The organism is Propioniciclava soli (assembly GCF_014858005.1).
Classification (GTDB): Bacteria; Actinomycetota; Actinomycetes; order Propionibacteriales; family Propionibacteriaceae; genus Propioniciclava; species Propioniciclava soli.
In genome coordinates this window covers 156,893-181,769 of sequence record NZ_JACYOT010000008.1, presented here as the reverse complement: position 1 = coordinate 181,769, position 24,877 = coordinate 156,893, and the positions used below count along the sequence as shown (strand labels likewise).

Annotated in this window: 19 protein-coding genes; 7 read left to right on the top strand and 12 right to left on the bottom strand. The window is 72.6% G+C overall.

The genetic code is table 11. The annotated features are described in order from the left end of the window. Nucleotides 1–149 precede the first annotated feature (149 nt). Both IFY26_RS10815 and IFY26_RS10810 read left to right on the top strand, forming a co-directional pair. The gene (locus tag IFY26_RS10815) at nt 150–1,430 is read left to right on the top strand and encodes an ABC transporter substrate-binding protein (protein WP_232549015.1); all 1,281 of its coding nucleotides are present in this window, start codon (nt 150–152) and stop codon (nt 1,428–1,430) included. A gap of 12 nt (nt 1,431–1,442) precedes the next feature. After that, nucleotides 1,443–2,216: an NAD-dependent epimerase/dehydratase family protein gene (locus IFY26_RS10810; RefSeq protein ID WP_232549014.1), complete on the top strand. Its 774-nt coding sequence runs from the start codon at nt 1,443–1,445 to the stop codon at nt 2,214–2,216. 48 nt (nt 2,217–2,264) lie between these two features. Here the strand turns inward: IFY26_RS10810 and IFY26_RS17915 are convergent, their stop codons facing one another. Then, nucleotides 2,265–3,605, bottom strand: coding sequence for an enolase C-terminal domain-like protein (locus IFY26_RS17915; protein WP_332836183.1), 1,341 nt, complete (start codon nt 3,603–3,605; stop codon nt 2,265–2,267). A 63-nt stretch (nt 3,606–3,668) separates the two neighbouring features. Between IFY26_RS17915 and gltX the strand changes: the two genes are divergently transcribed. From gltX to IFY26_RS10785, 4 genes are all read left to right on the top strand, one after another. Continuing rightward, nucleotides 3,669–5,141, top strand: coding sequence for a glutamate--tRNA ligase (gltX, locus tag IFY26_RS10800; protein ID WP_269779371.1), 1,473 nt, complete (start codon nt 3,669–3,671; stop codon nt 5,139–5,141). Then, nucleotides 5,138–5,878, top strand: coding sequence for an SDR family NAD(P)-dependent oxidoreductase (locus IFY26_RS10795; RefSeq protein WP_232549013.1), 741 nt, complete (start codon nt 5,138–5,140; stop codon nt 5,876–5,878). The genes gltX and IFY26_RS10795 overlap by 4 nt, the downstream gene beginning before the upstream one ends. Further along, nucleotides 5,875–6,783, top strand: coding sequence for a sucrase ferredoxin (locus tag IFY26_RS10790; RefSeq protein ID WP_232549012.1), 909 nt, complete (start codon nt 5,875–5,877; stop codon nt 6,781–6,783). Before IFY26_RS10795 ends, IFY26_RS10790 begins: the two co-directional genes overlap by 4 nt. 86 nt (nt 6,784–6,869) lie before the next feature. Continuing rightward, on the top strand, nt 6,870–8,141 hold the full coding sequence (locus IFY26_RS10785; RefSeq protein ID WP_232549011.1) for an AI-2E family transporter: 1,272 nt from the start codon (nt 6,870–6,872) through the stop codon (nt 8,139–8,141). A gap of 29 nt (nt 8,142–8,170) precedes the next feature. On the opposite strand, the gene meaB is transcribed toward IFY26_RS10785, so the two are convergent. Genes meaB through mutA form a run of 3 tightly spaced genes read right to left on the bottom strand, consistent with a single transcriptional unit; the run spans nt 8,171 to nt 13,226 of the window. Beyond that, on the bottom strand, nt 8,171–9,163 hold the full coding sequence (gene meaB / locus IFY26_RS10780) for a methylmalonyl Co-A mutase-associated GTPase MeaB (protein WP_232549010.1): 993 nt from the start codon (nt 9,161–9,163) through the stop codon (nt 8,171–8,173). Further along, nucleotides 9,160–11,352: a methylmalonyl-CoA mutase gene (gene scpA / locus IFY26_RS10775; RefSeq protein WP_232549009.1), complete on the bottom strand. Its 2,193-nt coding sequence runs from the start codon at nt 11,350–11,352 to the stop codon at nt 9,160–9,162. Before scpA ends, meaB begins: the two co-directional genes overlap by 4 nt. Beyond that, the gene (gene mutA / locus IFY26_RS10770; protein ID WP_232549008.1) at nt 11,349–13,226 is read right to left on the bottom strand and encodes a methylmalonyl-CoA mutase small subunit; all 1,878 of its coding nucleotides are present in this window, start codon (nt 13,224–13,226) and stop codon (nt 11,349–11,351) included. The genes scpA and mutA overlap by 4 nt, the downstream gene beginning before the upstream one ends. A gap of 212 nt (nt 13,227–13,438) precedes the next feature. Here mutA and IFY26_RS10765 point away from each other — a divergent pair, with 212 nt between their 5' ends. Next, entirely contained in the window at nt 13,439–14,200 is a 762-nt protein-coding gene (locus IFY26_RS10765) for an HAD-IIB family hydrolase (RefSeq protein ID WP_232549033.1), read from the top strand. A gap of 10 nt (nt 14,201–14,210) precedes the next feature. Here the strand turns inward: IFY26_RS10765 and serC are convergent, their stop codons facing one another. The 8 genes from serC to IFY26_RS10725 form a co-directional block, all read right to left on the bottom strand. Continuing rightward, nucleotides 14,211–15,290 (bottom strand): 3-phosphoserine/phosphohydroxythreonine transaminase, encoded by a 1,080-nt coding sequence (gene serC / locus IFY26_RS10760; RefSeq protein WP_232549007.1) that lies wholly within the window; start codon nt 15,288–15,290, stop codon nt 14,211–14,213. Nucleotides 15,291–15,357: 67 nt separating this feature from the next. Further along, nucleotides 15,358–16,944 (bottom strand): lipopolysaccharide biosynthesis protein, encoded by a 1,587-nt coding sequence (locus IFY26_RS10755; protein ID WP_232549006.1) that lies wholly within the window; start codon nt 16,942–16,944, stop codon nt 15,358–15,360. Beyond that, nucleotides 16,941–18,203 (bottom strand): glycosyltransferase, encoded by a 1,263-nt coding sequence (locus IFY26_RS10750; RefSeq protein WP_232549005.1) that lies wholly within the window; start codon nt 18,201–18,203, stop codon nt 16,941–16,943. Before IFY26_RS10750 ends, IFY26_RS10755 begins: the two co-directional genes overlap by 4 nt. Beyond that, complete coding sequence (locus IFY26_RS10745; protein ID WP_232549004.1) at nt 18,200–19,852, bottom strand: WecB/TagA/CpsF family glycosyltransferase; 1,653 nt, start codon at nt 19,850–19,852, stop codon at nt 18,200–18,202. Before IFY26_RS10745 ends, IFY26_RS10750 begins: the two co-directional genes overlap by 4 nt. Further along, nucleotides 19,849–21,777: a glycosyltransferase family 2 protein gene (locus tag IFY26_RS10740; protein WP_232549003.1), complete on the bottom strand. Its 1,929-nt coding sequence runs from the start codon at nt 21,775–21,777 to the stop codon at nt 19,849–19,851. Before IFY26_RS10740 ends, IFY26_RS10745 begins: the two co-directional genes overlap by 4 nt. Nucleotides 21,778–21,843: 66 nt before the next feature. Beyond that, on the bottom strand, nt 21,844–22,461 hold the full coding sequence (locus tag IFY26_RS10735) for an acyltransferase (RefSeq protein ID WP_232549002.1): 618 nt from the start codon (nt 22,459–22,461) through the stop codon (nt 21,844–21,846). 27 nt (nt 22,462–22,488) lie between these two features. Beyond that, nucleotides 22,489–23,817 carry an O-antigen ligase family protein gene (locus IFY26_RS18230; protein ID WP_232549001.1) on the bottom strand — a complete coding sequence of 443 codons (1,329 nt, stop codon included), beginning with the start codon at nt 23,815–23,817 and terminating at the stop codon, nt 22,489–22,491. After that, a complete protein-coding gene (locus IFY26_RS10725) occupies nt 23,810–24,739 on the bottom strand; it encodes a GumC domain-containing protein (protein ID WP_232549000.1) in 930 nt (309 codons plus the stop codon). Before IFY26_RS10725 ends, IFY26_RS18230 begins: the two co-directional genes overlap by 8 nt. Nucleotides 24,740–24,877: the final 138 nt, after the last annotated feature.

Sequence of the window (24,877 nt, the reverse complement as noted above, 5' to 3'; positions counted from 1 at the left end):
CGTCAGGTCGCGCAGGTCACGCGCCTTGACTGGGTCGAGCGGGTCACGACTTGGTCACCGTGGCCGCCGCCCCTGTGAGTCCGCGTCGCGGCAGGTCTAGGCTGGATGCTGCACCGTGGCACGATCCCCCCACCGTCGAGAGGCCCGCCATGCACCGTCGTTTCGCCGCAGCCGTCATCACCGCCTGTCTCGCCCTGGGCGCTTGCGCCGGACCCGGGGGTGCGGACGCCGAGGGCGGCCCGGTCACCCTGCGCATGGCCTGGTGGGGCAACGATCTGCGCAACCGGATGACCGAGGAGGTCATCGCGCTGTTCCACGAGCAGCACCCCGACATCCGCGTCGAGCTGGAGCCCGGCGAGTGGAGCGGCTACTGGGATCGTCTGGCCACCCAGGCCGCCGGCGGTGACCTCCCCGACGTCATCGCCATGGACGAGTCCCAGATCGCGACCTACGGCAACCGGGGCGTGCTGCTCGACCTGGCGAGCCAGTCAGCCAACCTCGACCTCTCCGCGATGGACGCCAACGTGCTCGAGACCGGCATGGTCGACGGCGTGCTGGCCGGTGCGCCGGTCGGCGTCGGCATCTATTCCGTGGCCGTCAACCCCGACGTGCTCGCGGCGGCAGGTGTCGAGATGCCTGACGACACCACGTGGACGTGGGACGACCTGCGCGAGATCAGCGCCCAGGTCACGCAGAACTCCCCGGAGGGCACCTACGGGTTCGACCGGCTGGGCCTGGCCGCGGTCGAGCTCGGCTACTTCGCACGGCAGCGCGGCGAGGAGGTGTTCCCCCGGGAGGGCGAGACCCCCGTCTCGGTCGAGACCGCCCTGCTCTACCTCGATCACGTCGACCGGTTGGAGGCCGACGGGGCCGTGCCCAGCGCCACGGTGCAGAACGAGGACTTCGCGATCCCGCTGGACAGCAGCATGTTCGGCACCGGCCAGGCCGCGTTCCACCTGCTGTTCCACACCCAGATGCAGGCGTTCGCCAACGCGGCCGGCACCGAGATGCAACTGCTGCGCCTGCCGGCGCTGGAGGCCGGTGAGCCGCACATGGCGAACAAGGCCTCCATGTACTGGTCCATCGCGGCGCGGTCCGACCACCCGGAGGAGGCCGCCACCCTCGTCGACTTCCTGCTCACCGACACCGACGCTGCACGCGTCCTGCTCGTGGAACGGGGCGTCTCGGCGATCCCCGCCATCCAGGACGAGGTGGAGCCCCTGCTCGACGCCAACGGGCAGACCTCACTGCAGTTCGCCCGGGCCATGCAGGAGGAGGTCATCACCCCGCCGCAGGTGACCCCGGCCGGCGTCGGCAACTACTCCTCGGAGTACACCCGCATCATGCAGACCTACATGTACGACCAGGTGGATCGCCAGACCGCGGCCCAGCAGCTCGTCGATCTGGCCCGGTCGGTCGGCAACGGCTGAGGCGAGACGCGGGTGCACGTCGCGCTGACCGGTGCCGCCGGCCGGGTGGCCAGCGGGATCCGTCCGCTGCTGCTGGCCCGCGGTTGGGAGCTCGTGCTGCTCGACGTGGACGCTCCGGCTGAGCTCGCCTCCGGTGAGCGGTTCGTCGCCGCCGACGTGCGGGACGGCTCGGCCCTGCGCCGGGCCTTCGCCGGCGTGGACGGCGTCGTCCATCTCGGCGGCGTGCCCAGCGAGCGGTCCTGGGACGTGATCCACGACGTCAACGTGCTCGGCACCCGCGCCGTCCTGGAGGCGATGGTGGACGCCGGCGTCCACCGGTTGTTCCACGCCAGCTCGGTGCACGCCTCCGGCTTCGAGCCGGCGGACGCCCCCACCCTCGCGGCGCCATCCGACAGTTTCTACGGGGTGGGCAAGCTCGCCGCGGAGGCGATGGTCTCGGTGTACGCCGACCGATTCGGGCTCAGCGCGGTGTCGGCGCGCATCGCCAGCTACGGGCCGCAGCCGGCGAACGTCCGGGCGTTGGCGATGTGGCTCTCACCCGGCGATGCGGCACGGCTGGTGGCTGCGGCGCTGACGTGGGACGGCCCCGGGCACGCCGTGGTGTGGGGCGTCTCGGCCAACACGCGCAGCCCGCTCGACCCGGAGCCGGGGCGGGCGATCGGCTATCACCCGCTGGATGACGCGGAGGCCCACGCGCACACCGTGGCCCCGGCGGGCGAGGAGCCCCTCGACCGGCTCGGCGCGGGGTTCTGCGTTCGGCCGCTCGGCATCCGGGGTGGACGCTGACGGGAGCGGGCTCCGCCGCCCGGGGCAGGCTCACCAGCGGGGGAGGGCTCACCAGCGGGGGAGGGGGCCCGTCACGCTCGTGACGCCGAGCGCCTCGGCGTAGCGTTCGTCCTGCCGGTGTTCGCGACCGAGGTCGAGGTAGGCCCGGTGCAGGCGCTCGACGACGGCCCGATCGAGCTCGACCCCGAGCCCAGGGCCGTCGGGCAGGCGGACGGCCCCGTCGACCAGGGCCAGCGTGCCGGGCGCGACGATGTCGTCCGCGGCGTTCCAGGGGTAGTGGGTGTCGGCGGCGTGGTCGACGTGGCTGGCGGCGCAGACGTGCGTCATCGCCGCGAGGCTCACGCCGAGGTGGGAGTTGGAGTGCATGGACAACCCGAAGCCGAGGGCGTGGCAGGCGGCGTCCAGCGCGAGCGTGCCCCGCAGGCCGCCCCAGTAGTGGTGGTCACCCAGCACGATCGAGACCGAACCGAGGCGCAGGGCGGGCGCCAGGTGCTCGGTCAGCACCACGCACATGTTGGTGGCGAGCGGGATGCCGGTGGCGCGGGCGACCTCGGCCATCGGCTCCAGCCCGGCCACCGGATCCTCCAGGTACTCCACGACACCCAGCAGCTGGGCGGCGGCCGCGACGGCCGTGGGCACCGACCAGGCGGCGTTCGGGTCGAGCCGCAGCGGCATGGCCGGGAAGCGGCGCCGCAGGGCGTGGATCGTGGCCACCTCGACCTCCGGGGCGAAGACGCCGCCCTTCAGCTTCAGCGACGCGAAACCGTGGGCCGCCACCAGCGCCTCGGCCTGGGCGACGATGCCCTCGGCGTCCAGGGCCTCCCCCCACGCATCGGGGGTGACCGCACCATCGGCGTCCGGGTGCCCGGCGAGTTTGTAGAAAAGATAGCCGGCGTACTCCACGGACTCCCGTCGTGCGCCGCCGAGCAGGTCGACCACCCGGACGCCCAGCAGCCGGCCGGCCGCGTCGTGGCAGGCGACCTCCAGCGGGGCGTGGACGCGGCGCCGGTCGAACGCCGGCGCCGGGATCGGGGCGATGCCGAGGGACGCCTCCGGGCTGCGGTCCGACCAGCGGCGCCAGGCGGCGTCCGGGGCGGTGTCGACGTCCGCACCGGTGAGGCACGCGTCCACCCGATCGGCCAGCCGGTGGACGTCGAAGACGCTCGTGCCCAGCAGGCGCGGCGCGATCAACGTGAGCCAGTCGAGCTGCCAGGCGTGCCCGGCGCACTCCCCGAGCCCCGTCACGGTGCCGCCGCGGCCGTCGGCCACGTCGATCTCGACCAGCGCGCGCAGCACGTGGGGCTCGTGGACGCCCGCGGCGTTCAGCAGGGGCGGGTCGGCGAAGGCCAACGGGGTGATGCGGATGGCATCGATCGTGCCGCGGTCCACGGTGCCTCCCTGGGCGTCCGGCTGTGACCCATCCAAGCACACGCCCCAGTAAGCTGGTTCCTCATGACCGAGACTCCCACGACGCCGCGGCTGCGCATCGCCCCCTCCCCGACCGGTGATCCGCACGTCGGGACGGCCTACATGGCGCTGTTCAACCTCGCCTACGCCCGCGCCACCGGTGGCCGCTTCGTGCTCCGCATCGAGGACACCGACCGCGCCCGCTACGTTGCCGATTCCGAGGAGCAGATCTACGCGACGCTGCGCTGGCTGGGCCTGCCGTGGGACGAGGGCCCCGACGTCGGCGGCCCCTACGAGCCCTACCGGCAGTCCGAGCGGCTCGACACCTACCGGCCCTTCGTGGAGCAGCTGCTCGCCGACGGCCACGCCTATCACTGCTGGTGCTCCGCGGAGCGCCTGGCGGACATGCGGGCCGAGCAGGCGGCGTCCAAGCAGGCCACGACGGGCTATGACCGCCTGTGCCTGGGCAAGACGCGCGAGGAGCGCGCGGCGCTGCCCGGTTTCACCGACACCCCCGTCGTGCGGATGCGCATCCCCGACGGCGTGGCGACGACGTTCACCGACCTGATCCGCGGCGAGGTGAGCGCCCCGACGCCGGACGACCAGGTGATCCTCAAGGCCGACGGGTTCCCCACCTACCACCTGGCCGTGGTGGTGGACGACCACCTCATGGGCATCACGCACGTGGTGCGCGGCGAGGAGTGGATCAGCTCGACGCCCAAGCACGTCCAGCTCTACCGCTGGCTCGGTTGGGACGTGCCCGCGTTCGCGCACATGCCGCTGCTGCGCAACACCGACAAGTCCAAGATCTCCAAGCGCAAGAACCCCGCCGCGCGGCTGCTGTGGTTCCGCGAGCAGGGCTTCCTGCCCGAGGCGCTGCGCAACTTCCTGCAGCTGCTCGGCTACCCCCCGGCCGAGGACGACGCCGAGGTCGCGAGCTTCTCCGAGTTCGTGGCGGGCTTCGCCTGGGACAAGGTGAACACCGTCGGGCCCGTCTTCGACCTCGACAAGCTGAGCTGGCTGAACGGCCACTACATCCGGGCGTTGTCGCCCGAAGAACTGGCCGACCGGATCGTGGAGCACCTCGTCTGGACGGGGGAGTGGAGCGACCCCGACGACGCGCAGGTCGCCATGCTGCGCGCCGCCACCCCGCTCATCCAGGAGCGCCTCACGCTGCTCTCGGAGGCCCTCGGCAAGCTGCAGTTCCTGTTCACCGCCGACGCCGAGCTGGCCGTGGACCCGGCCGCGATGGCCAAGCTGCCGGCCAACGCGGCCGACGTGCTGGACGCCGCCCTCGACGCTCTCGAGGGGCTCGACGCGTGGGACGAGGTCGGCATCCAGGCCGCGCTGCGCGCCCGGCTGGTGGAGGAGCTCGGCATCAAACCCAAGGTCGCGTTCGGCCCGGTGCGCGTGGCGGTGACCGGCTCGAACGTCTCCCCGCCGCTGTTCGAGTCCCTGGCCATCCTGGGTCGGGAGTCCAGCCTGGCTCGCCTGCGAGCCCTTCGGTCCCGGCTGTGAGCGTGCTCGCCGTCTTCGGCGGGCGCAGCGAGATCGGCGTGGAGGTCGCCTGCCGGCTCGCCGACACCGCCGACGTGGTCGTCCTCGCCGTCCGGCCCGGCTCGGACGCCGGCGCGGCCGCGGCGCAGGTGCGCGCGGCGGGGGCGTTCCGGGTGGAGGTCGTCGACTTCGACGCCGACGACGTGGCCGCCCACCGCGAGGTCGTCGCGGCGATCGAGCGCCGGTTCGGGCCGATCGCGACGGCCGTCCTGGCCTTCGGAATCCTCGGCGACCAACGCCGCGCCGAGCACGACGAGGCCGAGGTGGCCCGCATCCTGACCACCGACTTCACCGCGCAGGCGTCCCTGTTGACCGTGCTGGCCGCGGTGCTCCGCCCCCGGGGCACGGGCACGATCGTGGCCTTCTCCTCGGTCGCGGGCGCGCGGGTGCGTCGGGCCAACTACGTCTACGGCTCGGCCAAGGCCGGGCTGGACGGCTTCGCGTCCGGCCTCGCCGACGCCATGCACGGCTCGGGGGTCGACCTCGTCATCGCCCGCCCCGGCTTCGTCATCGGACGCATGACGGCCGGGATGCGGCCGGCGATCTTCTCCTCCACCCCGGCGCAGGTCGCCGACGCCGTGGCCCGCCGGGTGCGTGACGGCGGGCCCGTGGTCGTGTGGATCCCCTGGCAGCTGTGGGTGCTGTTCGCCGTCGCCGCCCACGTGCCGCGCACGCTGTGGCGCAGGATGCCGCGATGACCGCCTGTTCGATCGCCTGGGAGGGTCTGCCCGCCTTCGGCACCGCCACGGTGGCACAGTTCTGGGTCGCCCTCGAACAACCCGGCCCGTGGGGTCGCGAGGCGCTGACCGAGTCGCACCTCGACCCAGCCCTCGGCCGGGCCGTCGGCGACGAGGCCGCCGCTGCTGGCGGCCGTGTGCTGCTGATGCGTGCCCCGGGCCACCACGCCGTGGAGGAGGGATTCGCGTCGCGGCGCGTGTTCGTCGCCGGCGGGCTGGCCGGTGATCCCTGGCTGCTCGAGGGGGTGGCGCTGGCCCCGGACGCCGTGCTCCGGCTGCCCTGGGACGACCTGGCCGTCGGTGACCGCGACGCCGTGCTCGCGGCCTGCCCCTGGTTGCGTCCGGCGCGCCACCCCGTCCTGCTGGTGTGCACGAACTCCAAGCGCGACGTCTGCTGCGCCCTCCGGGGCCGCCCCGTGGTGCAGGACGTCACCGCCCGGTACCCCGGCCAGGTGTGGGAGTGCTCGCACACCGGCGGCCACAGGTTTGCGCCCACCGGGGTGGTGCTGCCCCTGGGCCAGCTGCTGGCCCGGCTCACGCCCGGCCTGGCCGCGCAGGTGCTGGACGCCGCCGCGTCCGGCCAGTTGGCCGCGGCGGCGCTGACGCCCGCCCACGACCGGGGACGCTCCCACCTGCCGCCGGCGTGGCAGGCGGCCGAGTCGTGGGTGCGCGCCGAGGCGGGCATCACCGATCCGGCGGCGCTGTGGTGCGAGCCGGACCCCGAGGAGCACACCGTGGTGGTGCGGCACGTCGACGGCCGGGGCTGGGCGGTGCGCGTCAGGCCGCGCGAGGGCGGCCCGCTGCCCGACTCCTGCGGCAAGGCACCCAAGCCGAGCGCCTGGTTCGCCGTGGAACCGCGCGGCTGAGCTGCGGGACGCCGGCCGGGCCGCTGCACGGTACGGGCGAGCGATCTGTGATACTGGAGGCCCTACCCTCACCGTTAGGCCTAGCCATGAGCCCTTCCACGTCCTCGCCGCAGCCCGAGGCGTCCCCGCGCCGCGCGATCACGTTCCTGCCCGACCACCCGCGGGTGCGCACGGTGGTGATTCTCGGCGCGGCCCTGATCATCACGTTGTTCGGCATCGAGTACGTGGCCCGGGCGGCGTCGGTCGCCTCCCCCGTGCTGATCCCCGCCGCCATCGCCGTTCTGCTCGCCGGGCTGCTCATGCCGGTGCAGGTGCTGTTGAACCACAGGCTCAAGCTGCACCGCTACCTGGCCGCCATCGTGACCCTGGTGGCGGCGTTGGGCACCGTCGGGGCCATCATCTACTTCGCCGGGGCCCAGCTGGTCGAGGGCATCGCCGGCATCGTCTCGACCGCTTCGCTGGAGCTGGACGCGATCGAGCAGTGGGTCACCGACTCGCCGCTGCCCATCGATGCCGACCAGATCGGCGACCTCCTCGACCAGGCCGTGGCCTGGGTGGGCGACAACCGGTCGACTCTGGCCGAGGGCGCCGTCGACACGGGGATGGGCCTGGCCAGCGGCCTGTTCAGCACGTTCCTGACCCTCTTCAGCACCTTCTTCTTCCTCGCCCAGGGCGACCGGATCGCCGCATGGCTGATCCTGCTGCTGCCCGAGCGCTGGCGGCGTCCCGCCTACGAGAGCGGGCGGCGCGGCTGGGTGACCCTGGGCACCTACACGAAGATGCAGATCGTGATCGCGGCCGTGGACGCCCTCGGCATCGGTGTGGGCGCCTGGATCCTCGGGGTGCCGTTCGTCATCCCCATCATCGCCCTGACGTTCCTGCTGTGCTTCATCCCCGTGCTCGGCGCCCTCGTGTCGGGCGCCCTCGTGGTGCTCATCGCGCTCGCCACGCAGGGGTTCGTCACGGCGCTGATCATGCTCGTCATCGTCATCGCGGTGCAGCAGCTCGAGAGCGACGTGCTCAGCCCGGTGCTCATGGGCAAGGCGGTCAAGGTGCACCCCATCGCCGTCCTGCTGGGTGTCTCGGCGGGCAGCTACGTCATCGGCCTCGTCGGCGCGCTGTTCGCCGTGCCGTTCATGGCCACGGTCAACGTCATGGCGAACTATCTGGCCGGGCGGGACGCGTTCCCGGTCCTCGACGAGGGCGGCTCGGCGCTGACCGACTCGGTGCGCACCCTGGCCGGGGATGTGGACGACATCGACACGCCCTCCCGGGTCGGGGAGGCGACGCCCATGTGGATGACGAAGGCCCGCCGCGACGCGATGCGCCACCCGGATCCGGACGACGACGAGGACTGACGCCGCCGCGGGCGGCCGGGCGCAGGAGGTCAGGCCACGTCGGCGCGGAAGGCCGCGAGGATCTCGGTGGACGCCTCGACGGCGGACAGCTCGCCGCCCTCGACGGCGCGCTCGAGGTCCTTGGCGATCGCCTTCACGGCGGGGGAGCGGCGCAGCGACGTGGTGAGGTCGTCGATCACGAGCGACCACATCCAGGCCCGCTGCTGATCGGCGCGCCGCTGGTTCAGCGTCCCGGAGCTCTCCAGCTCGGCGCGGTGGTCGAGCACCGCCTGCCACACCTCGTCCATGCCCTCGCCGGTGAGTGACGACGAGGTCAGCACCGGGGTGCGGCGCTCGTTCGGGTCGGAACGGATCAGCCGCATCGCGATCTTCAGCTCGCGGGCCGACACCCGGGCCTCCCCGGCGTTGTCGCCGTCGGCCTTGTTGACCGCGATGACGTCCGCGAGCTCGAGGATGCCGCGTTTGATGCCCTGCAGCTGATCGCCGCTGCGGGCGAGCATGAGCAGCAGGAACGTGTCGACCATGCCGGCGACGGCCACCTCCGACTGCCCCACGCCGACGGTTTCGACCCAGATGGTGTCGAACCCGGCGGCCTCCATGATCAGCATGCCCTCGCGCGTGGCGCGGGCCACGCCCCCGAGATGGTTGCCCGACGGGGAGGGGCGGATGAAGGCGGCGTCGGTCTCGGCCAGGTCCGCCATGCGCGTCCGGTCGCCCAGCACCGAGCCGCCGGAGCGCGACGAGGACGGGTCGACGGCCAGCACCGCGATGCGGTGCCCGCGCTCGATGAGCCGCACCCCCATCGCGTTGATGAACGTCGACTTGCCGGCCCCGGGCACCCCCGAGATGCCCACCCGCACCGCGTTGCCCGTGTGGGGGCGCAGCAGGGTGAGCAGCTCGCGGGCGGCGTCGCGGTGGTCGGGCCGGGAGCTCTCGACGAGCGTCAGGGCCCGCGCCACGTGGGCGCGGGACCCGGCGACCACCTGCTCGGCCAGGGTCGCCGGGTCGAGGCGCTGCCTCATGCCTCGGCGCCCTCCAGCCGCTCCATGAGGATCTCCAGCAACTCGTGCGCCGACTCCGGGATCTTGGTTCCCGGCGGGTAGATCGCGTCCGCGCCGTGCTCGCGCAGCTCGGCGAAGTCCTGGCTCGGAATGACGCCGCCGACGACGATCATCAGGTCCTCGCGGCCCAGCTTGTCCAGCTCCTCGCGGAGCGCCGGCACCAGCGTCAGGTGCCCCGCGGCGAGCGAGCTCACGCCCACCACGTGGACGTCCGCCTCGATCGCCTGGCGGGCGACCTCCTCGGGCGTCTGGAACAGCGGGCCGACGTCGACGTCGAAGCCGAGGTCGGCGTAGGCGGTCGCGATGACCTTCTGGCCGCGGTCGTGACCGTCCTGGCCCATCTTGGCGACCAGGATGCGGGGCCGGCGTCCCTCGATCTCCTCGAACTTCTCGACCAGCTCACGGGTCTCCTCGACCGACGCGCTGGTTCCGGATTCACGGCTGTACACACCACTGATCGTACGGATCTGCGCGGTGTAGCGCCCGAACTCCTGCTCCAGAGCGTCGCTGATCTCACCCACGGACGCCTTCGCGCGGGCCGCGTCGATGGCCAGCTTGAGCAGGTTGCGCTCGGCATCGGTCGGATCGGGGTTGGCGGCCGCCCAGGTGAGCGTGCGCAGGGCCTCCTGCGTCGCCTCCTCGTCCCGCTCGGCGCGGAGCCGCTCCAGCTTCGCGATCTGCTGGGCGCGCACCTGCGCGTTGTCGATCTTCAGCACGTCGAAGGTGTCCTCGTCGTCGACGAGGTACTTGTTGACGCCGATCACGGGCTGACGCCCGGAGTCGATGCGGGCCTGCGTGCGGGCCGCCGCCTCCTCGATGCGCATCTTCGGGATGCCGGCCTCGATGGCCTTCGCCATGCCGCCGGCCTGCTCGACCTCCTCGATGAGCGCCCACGCCTTGGCCGCCAGCTCCGCGGTCAGCCGCTCGACGTAGGCCGAGCCACCCCACGGGTCGATCGGACGCGTCGTGCCCGACTCCTGCTGGATGAACAGCTGGGTGTTGCGGGCGATGCGAGCGGAGAAGTCGGTCGGCAGGGCGATGGCCTCGTCGAGCGCGTTGGTGTGCAGCGACTGGGTGTGGCCCTGCGTGGCGGCCATGGCCTCCAAGCAGGTGCGGGTGACGTTGTTGAACACGTCCTGGGCCGTGAGCGACCACCCCGACGTCTGGCTGTGGGTGCGCAGCGACATCGACTTGGGGTTCTTCGCGCCGGCGTCCTTCACCAGGCGCGCCCACAGCATGCGCGCGGCGCGCATCTTGGCGACCTCCATGAAGAAGTTCATGCCGATCGCCCAGAAGAAGCTCAACCGCGGCGCGAACTTGTCCACGTCCAGCCCCACGCTCTGGCCCGCCCGGATGTACTCGATGCCGTCGGCCAGCGTGTACGCCATCTCGATGTCGGCCGTCGCGCCCGCCTCCTGCATGTGGTAGCCGGAGATCGAGATTGAGTTGAACCGCGGCATGTTCGCGCTGGTGAACGCGAAGATGTCGGAGATGATCCGCATCGAGGGCAGCGGCGGGTAGATGTAGGTGTTGCGGACCATGAACTCCTTGAGGATGTCGTTCTGGATGGTCCCGGCCAGCTGGGCGGGCTCGACGCCCTGCTCCTCGGCCGCCACGACGTAGAGCGCGAGGACGGGCAGCACGGCGCCGTTCATGGTCATCGACACGCTCATCTGGTCCAGCGGGATGCCGGAGAACAGCTGGCGCATGTCGAGGATGGAGTCCACGGCCACGCCCGCCATGCCGACGTCGCCGGCCACGCGGGGGTGGTCGGAGTCGTAGCCGCGGTGGGTCGCCAGGTCGAACGCGATCGACAGGCCCTTCTGGCCGGCGGCCAGGTTGCGGCGATAGAACGCGTTGGACTCCTCCGCGGTCGAGAAACCGGCGTACTGACGGATGGTCCACGGCCGGTTCACGTACATCGTCGCGTACGGGCCGCGCAGGAACGGCGGGATGCCGGGCCGGGTGTCGAGGAAGTCAAGGCCGGCGAGATCGGCGTCGCCGAACAGCGGCGGCACGGTGATCAGCTCGGGCGTCTCCCACTCCGCGCCCGCCGCGCCCAGGTTGGCGACGGCGTCCGCGTACAGCGACGCCGCGTCCGTGCCGGGCGCGCCGTCACCGAGGTCGACGGAATCGAAACGAGGAATCATCGGGACACTCCCAGCAGGTCGAAGGTGGAGTCGAGGAACTCGACGACGTCCATCCCGAGGGCGATCGTGCCGTCGATGAGGCCCTCGGGCACCTCACCGGCCTCCTTGAGCTGACCGGCGAGGTACACCCGCTCGACGCCGGCGTCCTTCAACGCCTGCGCGACGGGCACCGCCTGGTCGGCGTAGACCTTCGGCGAGCTGCACAGGATGACCAGCTTCGCGCCGGCGTCGGACGCCTGCGCAGCGATCTCCTCGGGCGTGCCGCCGTGGCTCTCGGCGAACCCGAGCCCGCCGACCAGCACCACGTTGGACGCGAAGCCTTGCCGGGCGCCGAAGTCGCGTTGGGCTCCCAGGCAGGCGAGGAACACCTGGGGCGGCGCCCCGGTCTTCTCCTCGTGCGCCCAGGCGGCCTCGCGCAACGCCTCGAACACCTCGGCGTCGCGGATCTGCTCCAGGCCGTTGAGCGCGGGGGCCTCGGGGCGCTCCTTGGCGGCGTAGGGCTTCTCCCCGGCGAGCGGGAACATGCTCACGCCGGTCAGCTCGATCGCGCGGGTGGCGAGACCGCGGGACCGGGCCTCGTTGGTGGCGCCGATGCGCCGGGCGACGTCACCGGAGGCCAGCGCCTCGGGCATGCCCCCCGCGGCTTCGATCTCCTGCACCACCGTCCAGGCGGCCCGGGCGAGCTCGTCGGTCAGCGACTCGACGAACCACGAGCCGCCGGCCGGATCGGCGACGCGGCCGAGGTGGCTCTCCTCCGCCGCGATCACCTGCACGTTGCGCGCGATGCGGCGGCTGAACGGCGTCGGCAGGCCGTTGGCGTGGTCGAACGGCAGCACGGTGATCGCGTCCGCCCCGCCCGCCGCGGCACCGAAGGTCGCGATGGTGGTGCGCAGCATGTTCACGTGCGGGTCGACCTTGCTGAACATGCGCGGGCTGGTCACGGCGTGGATCGTCGCGCCGCGCGCCGGCTCGGGGACGCCGCACTCCTGCGTCACGCGCGCCCACAGCCGGCGCAGGGCGCGCAGCTTGGCGATGGTCGCGAACTGGTCGGCGGTGGCGGCCACGCGGAACTCGATCTGGGACGCCGCCACCTCCGCGTCGATCCCGGCCTCGTCGAGGTCGCGCAGGTACGCGATGCCGGTGGCGATCGCGAACGCCAGCTCCTGGGCGTCCGACGCGCCGGCACCGTCGTAGGGCAGCACGTCGACGGTCAGCGCGATGACGCCGGGCAGGTTGGCGGTGGCCTCGGCCACGTAGGTGCGGTGGGCGCTGAGGTCGGGCGCCGTGCCGTGCAGGGCGGCGTGCTTGAGGCCGTCGATGCCGAGGTTGCCCTTGACGACGGCGAGGTCGCAACCCGAGCCCTTGAGCACGGACAACAGGGCGTCGGCGGCGGCCGCCTGGTCGTGCAGGCTGGTGACCCGCACCGCGGCCAGGTCGAGCTGCACGTCGGCGAGGACGCGGCCGAGGGCGTCCGCGGGCACCGCGTCGGGGTCGACGCGCAGCCACACGCTGGTGGCGCCCCGCTCGAGGTCGTCCAGGATCGCCTGGCGCGTCACGGCCACGTCGGGATCCTCGTGCAACTGCCGGACGCCCCACGCGACGGCCTCGCCCGTCCGGGCGACCGCACCGCGGGTGAACGGCATGACACCGGGGTACCCCAGCTCGCCGGCCCAGTCGTCGCGGGTGTACAGCGGCGCGATGGCGATGCCGTCCAAGGTCGTCGTCGTGAGTCTCTTCAGGCCCTGCTCGGTGGAGAGCTCCTTGCCCTCCGGGCGGCCGCGGTTGAGGACCTTGAGGACCTCCGCCTCCCACCGGTCCTCGGTGGCGGCATCGAACGCGCCCGCCAGCGTGAGCTGCTCGGGGTCAACCGACATGGGTCACTCCCTGTTCGTCGTCTGATCGGTCATCGGACCCAGGGAGGGCCCGGTCTCCACCCACCCTAGACCGGTTGGCTCCGGCGCGGGCCCGCCCCGACGGTTCCGCCGGATTGGTCGGACGGGTGGACGGGCCACCCCGTGCGACGGCATCGTGGGACCAGGCCGCCCAGCCCCGGCCGCGGCACGAAGGAGCAACCCCGGTGAGACGGATGCTGGTCACGGACCTGGACGGAACCATCGTGTTCGACCGCGCCGTGCCGCCCGCGACCAGGGCGGCCCTCGACCGCTGGCGCGCCGCCGGCCACGTGCTGGTGGTCGCCACCGGGAAGTCGATCTTCGCGACCGACGACGTGTTGGGGCCCTCGGGGGTCACGTTCGACCACTGCGTCTGCTTCACCGGGGCGGTCATCACCGATGCCGGGTACCGGGTGGAGGACGCCCGCTTCCTGCCCCCGGACCTCGTCCACGCCGTGTACGCCGACCTCCGTGACGCACCTCACGTCGCGACCTTCGCCACCACCCTGGCGGACGACCACCTCCTCGCCGACAACGCCGGCCGTGTCGACTCGATCCTCGCGCGGTACACCCCGCTCGCGGAGGAGGACCTCGCCCGGCACGAGTTCGTCGGGATCCCCCTGCTCGTCACCGACGACACGGCGCGCGACCAGGTTGCCGCCCACCTGGTGGCGACCTGGGGTGACCGGATCGCGCTGCACCGCAACCAGGACTTCCTCGACATCGTGCCGCCCGGCTCGGACAAGGGCAGTGGCCTGCGCCGTCTGCTCGGGCGGCGGTTCGCCGGTGAGCCGGTGGAGGTCTGGACCCTCGGTGACTCCTGGAACGACATCGCCATGCACACGGTGGCCGACCACCCGGTGTGTTTCAGCTACTCCCCGGACGAGGTCAAGGCCGTGTGCGAGCGCGAGGTGGCGCGCGCGGAGGATCTCATCGACGACCTCCTGGGGGGCTGACGCCGCTGCATCAGCCGTGCGTGCGCTCGAACTCCGCCATGAAGTCGACGAGGGCGCGCACGCCCTCCAGCGGCATGGCGTTGTAGATGCTCGCGCGCATCCCCCCGACCGAGCGGTGGCCGGCCAGGTTGGTCAGGCCGGCGTCCGCGGCCCGGGCCACGAAGGTGGCGTCGAGCGAGGGGTCGGCCAGGAGGAACGGCACGTTCATCCACGACCGCGCATCGCGGTCGACCGGGTTGGAGTAGAAGCCCGAGGCGTCGATGAAGCCGTACAGGGCGTCCGCCTTGGCGCGGTTGCGTTCGGCCATGCCGAGCAGGCCACCCTGATCGGTGATCCAGTCGAGCACCAGGCCCAACAGGTAGATCCCGAACGTCGGCGGAGTGTTGACCATCGAGTCCGCCCCGGCCTGGACGGTGAAGTCCCACACGGTCGGCGTCTGCGGCCGGGCGCGGCCCAGCAGGTCGCGTCGGACGACGACGACGACCAGCCCGGAGGGCCCCATGTTCTTCTGCGCGCCCGCATAGATCACACCGAACCGCGACACGTCGACCGGCCGCGACAGGATCGTCGAGCTCATGTCGGCCACCAGCGGCACCGGCCCGGCGTCCGGCACGTAGCCGAACTCCACGCCGCGGATGGTCTCGTTGGGGGTGTAGTGCAGGTAGGCCGCGTCGGGGGACACGGTGAACGAACCCTCGCGCGGCGCGCGGACGAAGTGGTCGGCCGACTCGTCGGCCACCACGCGGACGCCGGCGTACTTCTCGGCCTCCGCGGCTGCCTTGACGCCCCAGTCTCCGGTGAGGAGGAAATCGATGCTGTCGCCGGGGGCGGTCAGGTTCATCGGGATCGCCGCGAACTCGCCCATGGCCCCGCCCTGGAGGAACAGCACGGCGTACTCCTCAGGGATGCCCATCAGCGCCCGCAGGGCCGCCTGGGTGGCCTCGGCCGCCGCCACGAAGGCCTTGCCGCGGTGGGAGACCTCCATCACCGACATGCCCGAGCCGCCCCAGTCGAGCAGTTCGTCGCGGGCCCGCTCGAGCACCGCGAGCGGCAGCATGGCGGGGCCGGCCGAGAAGTTGTGGGCGCGCATGGGCCGATTGTTCCACCGATGGTGGGCGGCGGCCCCGGCAGGTTCGCCCTGCGGAAGACCCCGGACGTCAGCCCTTGCCGCGGGTGACGACGAAGCGCCGGACCTGGTGCCAGCCGAAGGTCCGCAGGTAGTAAAGGGCCATTGCCGGTGCGGCGCCGAGGCCGACCGTGAAGAGCGCGAGCGGCCCGAACGGCACCCACGTGCCCACCACGAAGGTGGCGATCGCCCAACTGCACGCACCGGACAGGGCGGCGCACAGCACCGCCAGCCCCCAGGGGACGTGCCGCCACGGCCCCTCGACGGGGTGAGGCAGCCGGCGGAGCAGCGCGACCAGCCGGACGGCGGCGAACACGTTGGCCACCAGGGTGGCCAGCACGGCCCCCATCGCGCCCCAGAGGGTGATGAGGGCCAGGGTGAGGGCGATCTTGACCACCAGGTTCTCCACGTCCACCCGCATGGTCGCCGCCGACTCACCGGCCACATTGGCCCACAGCCGCTGCACCATCACCAGCAGGAGGGCGCCGTGCGCGACGAGCACGGTGGCGGCCACCCACCCCGGCAACGGGGTGCCGAGATGGAGCCACGCGGTGACGCCGAACAGCGCGGCCGGGGCGCCGACGACGATCCAGCCGGTGACCGCCTGCACCCAGATGCGCTGCAGGCGGGCGGCCTGCTCGGCGGCCGCCACCTCGCCCAGGGAACCGATGCCGTTCCCCATCATGGTGCGGATGGGCGACATGGCGTTCTGCGGAATGTTGCGCAGCGTCGTGGCGAAGTTCTGACCGACGCCGAACGGAGTCATGTCCGCGGGCGCGAAGCGCCCCACGAAGAAGGCGTCCCCCTGCGCGGAGAACGAGGTGACGATGCCGGACACCTGAATCTTCCAGGCGTAGCGGAAGAAGTCGACCAGCTCGCGGCGGGGGATGAAGCCGATGCCCCGGGCGTCCAGCAGGGGCAGGGCACCGGGAATGACGATCAGGGTCGTGAGCGCCTGCTGGGCGATGAAGGCCCAGGCGATGCCGGCCAGCCCGGCCCCCGTCTCCACCGTGACGACCATGCCGATGGCGTAGGCGACGTAGCCGGCGAGGTCGGCGACCGACTGGACGGCGAACCGGTTGCGGGTGTGCAACACCTGGGTGAAGAGGCCGCGCACCTGGGCCACCGCGACGATGACCATCATCACCCGGAGCAGCAGCGTCGCGCCCTCGGGGTCGGGGTCGGTCGCCGGGAAGAAGCGGACGATCTGCGGGGTGAACCAGAACACCAGCAGCGTGATCGGCACGAACACGGTGAGGACCACGACCTGCAGCGTCGTCAACAGCCGGGTCGTGGCTGCCGCGTCCCCGCGGCCGGCGTGGATGCCGAAGTGCCGGTTGGCGCTCGGCCCGATGCCGCCGTCCAGGCTCGCGAGCATGAACTGGAGGGCCATCACGAGCAGGTAGATGCCGTAGATGCCCTCGCTCACGCCGTGGATCACATAAGGCGTCAGCGCCAGGTTGAACACCAGCGGCGCCATCTGGGGCAGGGCCTGCCACAGCGTGCCGGCGATGAGGGTGCGCCGCGAGCTGGGCCGGGCCGCGGGGGTCGGGCCGGGATCGGGGGCCTCGGCGGCCCGCGTGTCGCGGGGGCCGGGGGTCTCGGGAGGCAGCGTCACCGCGCGGCCCCCGCGCGGGCCAGGAAGTCGCGCATCCGCACCGCGTTCGTCTCGACGCCGAACTCCGTCACCACGGCGTCGCGCCCGGCTGCACCCCAGGCGGCGCGCCGCGCGGGGTCGGCGGCCAGCTCGGCGAGGGCGTCGGCCAGCAGGTCGGCCCGGCCGGGCGCCACGAGGCGGCCGGTGACGCGGTCGGTCACGAGGTCGCCGATGCCCGCGATGGTCGTCGTGACCACGGGCAGGCCGGTTGCCATGGCCTCCATGAGCACGACCGGCAGCCCCTCCTGGAAGCTCGGCAGGCAGAACACGTCCGCGCCGTGGTACTCGGCGAGGATGTCGTCCTGGCCGACGGGGCCCACGAGGGTGACGCGGTCGGTGAGGCCGCGACGCCCGATCTCGGCGCGCAGCACGGGCTCCAGCTCTCCGCCGCCGACGAGGCGGGCGTGGGCGTCCACGCCGCGCTCGACAAGCCGGGCGATGGCATCGATGAGCACCGGGGCGCCCTTCTCGGGCACGAGTCGGCCGACGCTGAGGATGCGGAACGGACCCTCGGCGGCGCGGCTCGCCCCTGTGGGCGGCACGAACCGATCGGTCTCGACCGTCATCCGGACGATGTCGAGCTTGTCCCAGTCCTGCGTGCCGACCAGCCGCATGAGCTGGCTGCGCGTGAAGTCGCTGATGCAGGCCACCCGTGCGGCGTCGCGCACCTTGCCCGCGAGGTCGAACCGCTCCACGGCCTCGAACTCGGTCGGCCCGTGCATGGTGAAACTCCACGTGTACACGCCCTCGCCCTCCTCGGCGTTGCCGAGCGCGACCGCGAGGCGGGCGATGTCGGCGCCGTTGTTGGCGAAGTGGGCGTGGACGTGGCGGATGCGGTGCGCACGGAGCTGGTCGAGCAGCACGCTGGCCTCCGCGAGGTAGGCGAGCTGCCGACACCGCGAGGCGGGGCGCGCCTCCCCGCTCCGCAGCGCGCGGGCGGACGCCGCAGCGAACGCCCGTGGCGCACGACGCACCGCAGCGGCGTTCGAGCGCAGGGCCGCCGGCACGTCGGCCTGGAGGACGACCGTGGCGTCGGCCTCCTCGCGCATCAGCTGCGTGCGCAGCTGGGCAGGATCGGGGCGGCGCACGCTCACGGTCAGCACGCGTACACCCTGGGCGCGCAGGCCGACGATCTCGCGTTCGATGAACGTGTGCGACAGGGCGGGGTACTGGCTGACGAGGTAGGCGACGGCCAGGTCGCCGGAGGTCGGCGCGGTCATGCGGCGGCTCCCCGCGTCGCGGGCTGGGCGCGGAGGGGCCGGCCGGCGCCGGAGCGACGGCGCGTCAGGGCGCGCGCCAGCAACCCGAGCGCGAAGGGCGTGTCCACCACCACGTAGCGGTGGAACAGGCGTCGCGGCTCCTGTACGAGCCGGTGGACCCATTCGGCACCCACCTTCTGCAGCAGCGGGTGGGCGCGCGAGACGGAGCCGGCCGCCATGTCGATCGCACCCCCGCACCCGAGGAACCAGGCGTCGGGCAGCGCGCGGCGCAGCACCTGCGCGACCCGCTCCTGCTTGGGGAAGCCGAGTCCCACGAACACGATGTCGGGCCGCGCGGCGACCACCTCGGCCACCACGGGGATGAGGGACGCCTCCTCCTGCTCGAACCCCAGCGGGGGGCTGAGCACGCCCGCCACCTTCAGGCCCGGGTGGTGCCGGACGAGGCGGCGGGCCGCCTCGGCGCCCACACCCTCGGCGGCACCGAGGAGGAAGACCGACTTCTGTTCGCGGGCGGCCATGTGGGAGAGGCTCCACAGCAGGTCGGAGCCGGCCACGCGCTCGGGCACGGGGTCACCGGCGATCCGGGAGCTCCAGACCAGGGGCATGCCGTCGGCGATCACGACATCGGCGGACGTGATGAGGTCGGCCAGACCGTCGGCGTGCACCCGGGCCATGATGTCGACGTTCGGGGTGACGATGAGGCCGCCGCGACCTGCGTCGAGCTCGGCCGCCACGCGTCGGACGACCGCGTCCTCGGTCAGCTTGTCGAACGGCAGCCCGTCGATGAGGACGCGATCGGTGCGGGGCGTGCGGCTGGAGTCATCGCGCTCCCATCGGGCGCCGGAGCGGGCCCGCCGCTGGGCGGCGAGACGGGTCACCACGTACACGACCGCACCCACGATGCGCCGCGGGTCGCGGACCAGCAGGCCGAGCAGGGCTCGGGCGGTGCCACCGGTGGAGGAACGGGTGTCCACCCCCGGCAGCTCGGCCTCGCCGAACTCGGCGTTGCCGCGCGCGATGCGGGCCCGCACCTTGACCAGGTCGCGCCAGCGACGCGGCGTCGCGACCGTGAACGTGCCGGGGGTGGAGACGCGCTCGTGGGGGGCGAACAGGCGCTGGACGAAGAGGTCGTCGCTGGTGAGCTCCGGGAAGGCTCCGAAGCGTCGGCGGCCGGACTCCGAGAGGGCGTAGACGCCGAGGCCCACGAGCCCCTGGGTGGCGTACGGCAGCCGGGCGAAGATGTCGTAGAACGCGCGCACGGCCCAGCTCGAACCGGCGGTGTCGAAGACGATGCGGGGTGCGGCGACCCGCGGCGCAGGGCCGGCCAGGGCGTCGCGCAGGGCCGGCAGGGCATCGGGGCTGAGTTCGATGTCGGCATCGAGGTACACGCGCGGGAAGGCGGTGGCGTGCTCGTCGCCGAGGTTCAGGGCGTGGACCTTCGAGGCGACGTCGGTCTCCACCACGATGAGGCCGGGCAGGCTCTCGGCGTGGGCGCGGGCCGCCGCGGCGGTCCCGTCCTCACACCCGTTGGCGACGACGACGATCTCGGCCTCGCGCCCGATCGCCGTGCCGCCCAGGGCCGCGAGGCACCGGTCGATCGAGACGGCTTCGTTGTGCGCCGGAATGACGACGCTCAGTGCGCGGTTCATGCACCCTCCTGGTGGCTGTGCGGAACGGGTCGCGCCGCGGGGCGGCGCCGCCGGAATGCGACGAGGAGCCGTGCGGCGAGGGGAACTCGGGTGAGACGCGCCTTGGTGCGGGCGCGCAGGTCGCTGCGGTCGAGGCGGCCGGCGGTGCCGAGCAGGCGCCGGCCGGTGCGCAGATCCCCGGCGGCCAGGGCGGCGTCGCCGCGGGTGTGCAGCCGGTCAGGCGAACCCGCCGCGATGCGCGCGGCGAGATAGGCGTGCTCGTCGGCGGTCAGCCCGGCACCCAGCAGACCGGGCAGCGCCGCGACCATGCGCTCCTCGTCGGCCCACATCCCCTTCTGGCTGCTCGACAGGCTGCCGGGGGTGGAGCGGTGCAACGCGGTGGGCTCCATCTGGAAGGCCACACGCCAGCCCGCGATGATCGCGCGGATCCAGTACTGCCAGTCCTCGCAGCGCTCCAGCTCCTCGTCCATCGGGCCGATCTCGGCCACCATCGGGCGGGGAACGAGCGTGTGGATGGGGATGATGTTGCGCTCCAGCACGGCTCGCCGCTGGGCGTCACGCGGCAGGGGGGAGAACCCGAGGACGCGGTCGCGCCGGATGCCCTGCTCGTCCAGCACCAGCGCCTGCGAGGCCACCCACGAGCGAGGCGGCGCCGCGTCCAGCGTGGCGAGCGCCCGCGCGACGTGGTGGGGGAGCAGGACGTCGTCGGCGTCACAGAGGACGACGTGACTGCCGGTGGCGGCGGCCAGGCCGGCGTTGCGCGCGGCCGACACCCCGGCCCGGTCCTGCCGGACGAGCACGACCCGCTCGCCGTGGGCGGCGGCGATGGTGGCCGTCGCGTCGTCCGAGCCGTCGTCAACGACGACGATCTCGACGTTGGGGTGGGTCTGGGTGAGGGCACCGGTGAGCGCCGCCCCCACGGTGGCGGCTGCGTTGTGGGCCGGCATGACCACGCTCACGCGGCGGTCGTCCGCGACGGGCGTCCGGGCCGGGGCCGCGGCGTGCCTGCGCCGGGCCGCCAGCGCACGGCCGACACCGGGCAGGCCCAGGATGCGGGCGTTGCGGCGGGAGCGGGCGTCGTCCGGATCCAGCCGGGCGGCGAGGCCGAAGTGCTCCGCCGAGGTGGCGGCGTCCCCGGCCGCCAGGGCTTCGCGCGCGGCGACGACGTGGCGCTGCCAGGATCCGAGCGCCCGGCGCTCGGCCAGGTGCGCACGCTCGGCGGGGGTCAGGGCATCGCCCACGTAGTGCTCGAGGCGCTCCATCATCTGGTCCTCCGCGTCGAGCATCTTCGCGGTGTCGGCGCTGAGGCTCGTGGGCAGGAGCCGGTACAGGGCCGTCGGGGTGGTCTGGAAACGGATCTCCCAGCCACGGAAGACCGCGCGCGCCCAGTACTGCCAGTCCTCACACCGGCGCAGCGTGCCGTCGATCTCGCCGAGATCCTCCAGCATCGCCCGCGGGTACAGGCCGAAGATCGAGACGGGGTTGCGGCGCAGGATCATGCTGCGCAACCGTTCGGGCGCGACTGCACCCTCGGGCAGCACCCGCTGCCAGCCGATGCCGTCGGGGCCGATCGTGTATGCATCAGACGTGACCATGGCCTTGTCGCCGGGCCGGAGCATGGCCAGCGCCAGCTCGACGTGCCGGGGGAGCCACAGGTCATCGGAGTCGAGCCACGCCAGGTGGTCGCCCCGCGCGGCGCGGATCGCGGTGTTGCGCGCGGAGCCGCAGCCGGCGTTCGGCTGGCTGATGACGCGGACGCGGTCACCGAAGGCGGACGCGATGGCCGCGGTCGCGTCGGTCGACTCGTCGTCCACGACGATGACCTCGAGGTTGCGGTGCGTCTGGTTGAGCGCGCTGCTGAGCGCGCCCGCGATCGTTCGCTCGGCGTTGTAGGCGGGCATGATGACGCTCACCAGGGGTTCCATGGCGGATGTCCTTCCCCGGCCGTGGGCGGCCGGATGGCGGTGGAACGGTCGGTGCCGGGGGGTGGGTCAGGGGTGCACGGGGGCGGACGCGGACGCCTCGTCGGCGTCACGGGAACGCCTGCCCAGGGGGCGCGCGGGGACGCCGCCGACGATCGTCAGGGGCTCGATCCGTCCGCGGACCACCGCGTGGGCGGCCACGACACAGCCGTCGCCGATGCGGGCGCCGGGCAGGACGGTGACGCCGGCCCCCAGCCACACGTCGTCGCCGATCTCGACGCCGTCGCCGTGCCACTCCTGCTCGACGATGGGGCGGTCGGCTCCTGTCCCATGGTTGCTGCCGACGATCGTCACCCCCTGGGCGAGCAGACAGCCACGGCCGATGCGGATCGGCGCGCCGGCCGTCCTGATGTTCGCGAACTCCCCGACGTAGGTGCCCTCGCCGATCTGCAGCGCGGAACCGGTCAGGCCGCCCCCGTCCTCGACGGACAGGGTGGACGGCCCGAAGACCGCCACGCCGGTGCCGAGCCGCAGCCGGTCGAGCCGGCCTCGGACGCGAACGTCCCGCGCGATCAGGGCGCCGGGATGGTCTCCGCGGGCCCGGTGCAGGTGCGCCAGGGCGAGCGCGCCGTCACGCACATCGCGCGCGACGCCTTTGGCCACTGAGGTCAACCAAACGACATTCACCACATTTCCTCCCCCCATTGAAAAAGATTAACAGCGTGCTGGGGACAAACCTGTCACCCGTTCGGTGGACCCCGCGGAGGCGATCTCGCGTGCACGGGGCACCTCGCGCGCCAGCAGGATGCCGCGTCCGGCGATACCGCCGATCATCCAGATCAACAAATTGGGGAATACATACGGATTGGGGCTGAGCATCGTGGGGAAGATCCACACGAGCAGGGCCGACCAAGCGACGGCCTTCCAGGCGCGCGACTCCGCGGTGGCGGGGATCGCGAGGGCGGAGCGCATCGGACCCAGCAGCATCGCAAGCCCCCACGCGATCGCCGCAGGAATGCCGGTCTCGGCGGCGCGGGACAAGAAGACGTTGTGAACCTCGATCGTCACCGTGGTGATGGGGTAGTCGTCGGCCTGGCGGACCCACAGGACGTTCTCCTCGACGAACCGCAGCCAGCCGATGCCACCCCAGGGGTGCTCCGCGATGACGCGCAGCGCCGCCTCGTTGACGTAGTCGCGGTCGTAGAGCGACCGGGTGGTGGTGAGCCGGTCGACCAACGCCGCCAACAAATCCGGGAGCACGGAGGTGACCAGGGCCAGGGCGCCGACCCCCAGGGCGACCGCCCACGGGGCGAGCCGGCGGACGCGCGGCTCCACCACGGCCCACACGATGAGTCCCAACAGGGCGGCCAGCCAGACCGAGCGGGTCATGGAGACGACCACGCCCACGCTGGAGGCGACGATGCCCAGCCAGGCCATCGCGCGCCACCAGCCCCGGTCGCGCAACGCTCCGAGGATTCCCAGGGCGAGGGTCAGGGCGCACGCCATGCCGAAGGCCTCGGAGTTGCCGAACGGGCCGACGACGCGCTCGCCGGCGTCCGCATACCGGGCGAGGTAGCGCGGGAACAGCAACGCGGTCGTCCCCACCAACTGTTGCAGGCCCATCACCACGAGGTAGACCCCGAGGACGCTCCCCACCCGGCTCACCAAGAGCCGGCGCAGAGGCGTGGTGAACGTGAGGCAGCCCGCCACGAACATCGCGAACGGCATGACGATGCGGTCGATGAAGCCGAACAACTGGTAGTCGTCGCCCAGCGACCCGGTGCCCAGCCACGAGAACAGCGTCGCCACGACGACGAACGCCATCGCCGCATAGACCGGACTCCAACGCAACCGGTCGCGCCCGCGATGGAGGGCGAGCAGCAGCAGACCCACCAGGAGCAGCGGCCGGTCGGGGCTGACGGGGAGCCCCATCTCGCTCCCGTAGCCGGAGAAGACCGACGCGATGAGTCCGGCCAGGATCACCCAGACGTGCAGCGGGATGCGTTCCGGGGAGTGTGCGCGGCCCACCGCCGCCTCAGCCACGGTCCTTCTCAAGTGTCACGGGGTCGTCCGTGGTGGTGGCGATCGGGTCGGACGTCACCGCAGGCGCTGCGGACCGGCGGCGGGCCGCAGCGGTGGCCAGCCCGAGCCCGACGAGAGCGCCCAGGACGAGGCCCACCAGGGCGCCCCGCTGGACGGAGCCCGCTCGGCTGGAGTTGACGACCGAGGCCGCGCGCACCAGCACGAGATCGGCCGCCTCGGAGTCCTCCGAGACCTGGCGCACGTAGAGCGCCCGCAGCCCATCGACGCGCACCTGGGCCATCTCGCGGTTGGTGATCGCCGAGTTGAGCTCGGCGCGCACACCCTCGAGTTGTTCGCGGGGTGTGGCGAGGGCCTCCAGGCGTGCCACCTCGGCGTCATAGGTGTTGAAGACGGCCGTCGTGGTCCGCAGGTCGTCCTGCGCCTGCCGGTACTGCTCGTAGGTGGCCTCGGCGGAGCGCTGCCCGTCGCTGTCGTTCACCGTGGTGATGAGGGTGTCGGCGGTGTCGCGGGCCACGCTGAGGGCCAGCTGCTCGTCGGTCGACTCGGCCTCGATCCGCAGCACGTTCGACTCGGGAATGTTGGACGCCGCCAGCTCCACCCCCTCGGGCACGGAACCGGTGGTCACCCCCGTGTCGTTGACGTAGCGGGCGTAGTTGGACGCCAGCTCCTCGGCGGCCAGCGGGAACCCCGCGATCGCACCGGAGCTGAGGTCACCCATGCCCACGCCGACGCGGGACTCGGCCGTGTACGTGACGGGCAGCGCCCACCCGACCAGCGCGCCCACGAGGGCGCCTGCAACGGTCGCGGCGAGCGCCGGCAGCCAGTGGCGGCGCAGCGCAGCGGATGGCCCGGATGCTTTGGAGGTGGATCCGAAAGACGCACCGGTGCGGTTCGTCCACCGCTCTTCTTCATGCTCGATCATGCTCATAAATATCCCCAGGACGGTGAAAGTGTTGCCTTTCGAGTCTGCCACAGGCCAGGTGCGGATTCGGCCTGAAAAGTGTCCCCCACAAGGGCGACCGAGGGCGGCCACCGCGCACTCGCGGTTGCCGCGGTCGAC